A 4,255-nucleotide genomic window follows, 5' to 3' on the forward strand; every position below is an offset into this window, starting at 1 on the left:
TTTGACTTTCGCCATGTTCACGCTGATCGCTCCGGTGCCGACGCCGAAATCGCCGCCGCGCCGCGCCAGGTGCGCAGCGTGCGCGCTGGCCACCAATGTCTTGGTCGGAATGCACCCGTTGTTGACGCAGGTACCGCCGATCAGCTTGCGCTCCACCACCGCAACGGTGTGGCCGGCGGCGGTCAGTCGGCCCGCCAGCGCGGGGCCGGCCTGGCCGGCGCCCACGATGATCGCGTCGAAACGCCGTATCACAGAGCGGCTGTTACCGCGGCAAGCGCGAACCCACCCAGCACCGCCACCGCATCCTCGAGCAGGGCGATCGGCAGGTCGTGGCCGTGCGAGGCGGCCAGGCGGGTGCGCGCCTGATAGCCGCCGAGCGTGCCGAGCACGGCCCCAATGACTCCGGCGCCGAGCGCGCTCCAGGTATACCCCCATGCGGTGCCGATGACAGCGCCCGCGAACGCGCCGAAGAGAATCCGGGCACCGAACGACGGTGGCGCCGTGCGTGGTGGTGTTTTGGGTTGTTTGTCAAGGAACAGTTCGCCGACCGCGAGAAGACTGAAGACGATGACGGCCGCCAGCGTGCCGACCCACGACGCCCAAGTGTGACTCAAGTTGATCCACTTCAGAAACGCGGCCCAGGCCACGACAGCTGGAGCCGTAAAGGAACGTAGCCCGGCGATGACACCAATTCCGAGAGCTAGTAGCAGAACATAGAAATGCGTCACGGCGACCCTCCTGGGGCTCGACAAAAGAACGCTGCTCTAGCGGGACGCTAACACAGCAAAGCCGGCTGCACCGGCGCATCCAAGATCAGAAGCGACAGAACCGGATATCCGAGGCCAGGATTGCCTTCGCTCCGATAGCGACCAGCTCGTCCATGGTGGCGTTGACATCCCGGCGCGGCACCAGCGCCCGTACCGCCACCCATTCGGGATCTGCGAGCGGGGCGATTGTCGGTGACTCCAATCCCGGTGTGATGGAGGTGGCTTCGTCGAGCACCGAACGCGGGCAGTCGTAGTCGAGCATCAAATACTGTTGACCGAACACCACCCCCTGGACCCGCGCGACCAGCTGGTCACGAGCGGAGGCTTCCGGCCCGGCGTCAGAGGCGTCAGGGGCAGCCTGTTCGATCAGCACCGCCTCTGAATCGCACAGTGTTTCACCGAAGGCCACCAGGTTGTGCTGGTTCAAGGTGCGACCCGAACCCACCACATCGGCGATCGCGTCGGCCACGCCCAGCTGCACGGAGATCTCCACGGCGCCGTCTAGCCGGATCACAGTTGCGTCAATCCCGCGGGCCGCCAAATCTTCTCGCACCAGGTTCGGGTATGCGGTGGCGATTCGCCGGCCGGCCAGGTCGTCGATGGTCCAATCGCGTCCGGCCGGCGCGGCGTAACGAAAGGACGACGACCCGAAACCGAGCGCCAGTCGTTCGTGCACCGGCGCGCCAGACTCACGGGCCAGATCCCGACCCGTTATGCCGAAGTCGAGCTCCCCCGACCCGACATAGATTGCAATGTCTTTGGGTCGCAGGAAAAAGAACTCGACGTGGTTGTGCGGGTCGATGACGGTCAAATCTTTGGGATCGGTCCGACGACGATAACCGGCCTCAGCGAGAATCTCGACGGCCGGCTCGCTCAGCGCCCCCTTATTGGGAACTGCCACCCGCAGTCGCGTCGAGCCGTTCCGATGCAGCGCCACCATCACAGCTTCCGGTACACGTCATCGAGCGTGAGCCCGCGGGCGATCATGAGCACCTGGGTCCAATACAGCAACTGACTGATCTCCTCGGCGAGTGCGTCGTCCGGTTCGTGCTCGGCCGCCAACCACACTTCACCGGCCTCCTCCAGGACCTTCTTGCCCACCGCATGCACTCCAGCGTCCAGCGCGGCCACGGTGCCGCTGCCGGGCGGGCGGGTGCGGGCACGCTCGCCGAGTTCGGCAAACAGATCCTCAAAGGTCTTCACGGGCAGCGATTGTTTCATGGGCGGCTAAGCAAAGTCACGGCGGTTTCCGGTCGGGGACACCTCGTCGGGCATGTCTTCCAGGGACACCCCGTTAGTCTCCCGGACCCATCTCCACACGAAAAAGAACGACAGCACCGCACACAGCGCGTAAAAGCTGTAGGCCACGACGAGCGTGTGCCGCAACGCCGGGAAGGTCACCGCGATGGTCCAGTTGGCCATCCACTGCACGCCCGAGGCCAAACCCAGCGCCGCCGACCGGATGCGGTTTGGGAACATCTCGCCCAGCAGTACCCACAGGACCGGTCCCCAGGAGACGGCGAACGCTACGACGAACAAGTCGGCAGCGACCAACGCGATCACCCCGGCGGCTCCGTCCAATTGTGGCCGACCATTGACGATGGATGCTCCGGCGAACACGACTGTCATCGTCACCAGCATCAATGACATTCCCGCTGATCCGGCCAGCAACAGCGGCCTGCGGCCGACTCTGTCGATCAGCGCGATCGCCACCAACGTGATCGCGACATTGATCCCGGTGGTCACCAGCGCAATGGTGAACGACGACTTCTCGCCGAATCCCACCGCCTCCCAGAGCACATCTGAGTAGGAGAAGATCACGTTGATACCAACGAACTGCTGAAAGATGGCCAGCCCCAGGCCCACCCAGACGATGCTGTACAGCCCGCCGGTCGGCTTACGCAGATCGCGCCAGGACGGTGGTTTTTCCTGCTCCAAGGAGCCCGCGATACGAGCGATCGTCACCTCCACGTCGCGCGGGCCCAGCAGTTGCCCCAGCACTTGGCGGGCTTGTGAAATCTCTTGTCTGCCAACCAGGTAGCGCGGCGACTCGGGGATCGTGAAAAGCAACGCGAAGTACAGCAGCGCCAGAATCAACTCGCCGAGATAAGTCCAGCGCCAGGCCGCCAGGCCCAGCCAGAGCGGCTTGCTCGCACCGCCCGCGATGTGGAACGGCACCCAGGTCAACGCCATCGCTCCGAAAAGCCCGATGACGATGGCGAGCTGCTGCAGTGAGCCAAGCCGGCCACGGAAGCGCGGGGGCGAGATTTCGGCGATGTAGGCCGGAGCCGCAACCGATGAGAAGCCGATCCCGATACCGCCGATGAAGTGGAAGGCGATGAATATCCAAATGCTGGTTGCCAACCCGGCGCCGAGACCGCACACGAAGAACGATGCCGCCGAGAGCTTCATCATTGAGAGGCGGCCCAGCCGGTCGCCGATCCGGCCGGCCCACACCGCCCCGATCGCCGCACCCAGCACCACCGATGCCGCGGCGAAACCCAGCAGAGCGTTGCCGATGTGAAAATCGGCCTGCAGCGCCTTGACTGCGCGGTTGGTGGTCGAGATGTCGTAGCCGAACAGGAATCCACCGATCGCGGCCACCGTCGCGTAACGAACAGCGGACCGGAATGCGGCCCGCGCGGCGCGCGGGTCGACGGGCAGATCTTCGTGCGGAGCCGTCCGCCCACTTCCGAAGACGCCGTCACCACTCATGAGTGTTCCTCCATCCGCAAGCGGTCCCGGCGACCTCAGAGCGCGGCCCCCAGTACACCACTACGGCCGAAGGGTCCAGTGCACAAGGTCAATTCGCGATAGTGAGAACGACTGGATAGGCTCGCAGCCTTCTCCGTCGGCTCTCGGCTCCGCCAGTGCGAACTCAACCAACGTAGGGCTCAGTCCTCCGGGTTGTAGCCGAGGTTGGGGCCGAGCCAGCGCTCGGCTTCCTGCAGGGTCCAGCCCTTGCGCTTCGCGTAGTCGGCGACCTGGTCCTGGGCCATCCGGCCGACCACGAAGTACTGCGATTGCGGGTGCGAGAAATACCAGCCGCTGACGGCAGCACCGGGCCACATCGCCATCGACTCGGTCAGCTCGATGCCGGTCCGCTCCCGCACGTCCATCAACTTCCAGAGCGTTCCCTTCTCGGTGTGCTCCGGGCAGGCCGGGTAGCCGGGGGCAGGGCGGATTCCGACGTACTTCTCACCGATGAGTGCCTCATTGTCCAGCTGCTCGTCGGGCTGGAAGCCCCAGAACTCCTTGCGGACCCGTTGGTGCATCCGTTCGGCAAACGCCTCCGCCAGCCGGTCGGCGAGCGACTCCAGCAGGATCCCGCTGTAGTCGTCGTTGGCTGCCTTGTACTCCGCGATCTTGTCGTGGCTGCCGAGCCCAGTGGTGACGGCGAAGGCGCCGACGTAATCCGCCAGACCGGTGTCCTTGGGCGCGATGTAGTCGCCGAGCGACCGGTTCGGGATGCCGTCCCGATGCTCGCC

Annotated in this window: 6 protein-coding genes; all 6 read right to left on the reverse strand. The window is 65.1% G+C overall.

The genetic code is table 11. The annotated features are described in order from the left end of the window. On the reverse strand, positions 1-252 hold a 252-nt coding region (locus WAN71_RS13745), incomplete at its 3' end, for an FAD-dependent oxidoreductase (RefSeq protein WP_422225861.1). Further along, the gene (locus tag WAN71_RS13750) at positions 249-728 is read right to left on the reverse strand and encodes a DUF4126 family protein (RefSeq protein ID WP_422225862.1); all 480 of its coding nucleotides are present in this window, start codon (positions 726-728) and stop codon (positions 249-251) included. The genes WAN71_RS13745 and WAN71_RS13750, both read right to left, overlap by 4 nt. 85 nt (positions 729-813) lie before the next feature. Then, positions 814-1,674, reverse strand: coding sequence for an ATP phosphoribosyltransferase (gene hisG, locus WAN71_RS13755; RefSeq protein WP_422225866.1), 861 nt, complete (start codon positions 1,672-1,674; stop codon positions 814-816). A 32-nt stretch (positions 1,675-1,706) separates the two neighbouring features. Next, positions 1,707-1,988, reverse strand: coding sequence for a phosphoribosyl-ATP diphosphatase (locus WAN71_RS13760; RefSeq protein WP_422225863.1), 282 nt, complete (start codon positions 1,986-1,988; stop codon positions 1,707-1,709). A 6-nt stretch (positions 1,989-1,994) separates the two neighbouring features. Then, entirely contained in the window at positions 1,995-3,482 is a 1,488-nt protein-coding gene (locus WAN71_RS13765) for a sugar porter family MFS transporter (RefSeq protein WP_422225864.1), read from the reverse strand. A 179-nt stretch (positions 3,483-3,661) separates the two neighbouring features. After that, positions 3,662-4,255: vitamin B12 dependent-methionine synthase activation domain-containing protein (locus WAN71_RS13770; RefSeq protein WP_422225865.1), on the reverse strand; the 594-nt coding region annotated here is incomplete at its 5' end.

It is taken from the genome of Mycobacterium sp. (assembly GCF_049280035.1).
Lineage (GTDB): Bacteria > Actinomycetota > Actinomycetes > Mycobacteriales > Mycobacteriaceae > Mycobacterium.

Coding starts and splice junctions, on each gene's coding strand:
- WAN71_RS13760 (WP_422225863.1), bottom strand. CDS start 1,988: ATGAAACAATCGCTGCCCGTGAAGACCTTTGAGGATCTGTTTGCCGAA.
- WAN71_RS13765 (WP_422225864.1), bottom strand. CDS start 3,482: ATGAGTGGTGACGGCGTCTTCGGAAGTGGGCGGACGGCTCCGCACGAA.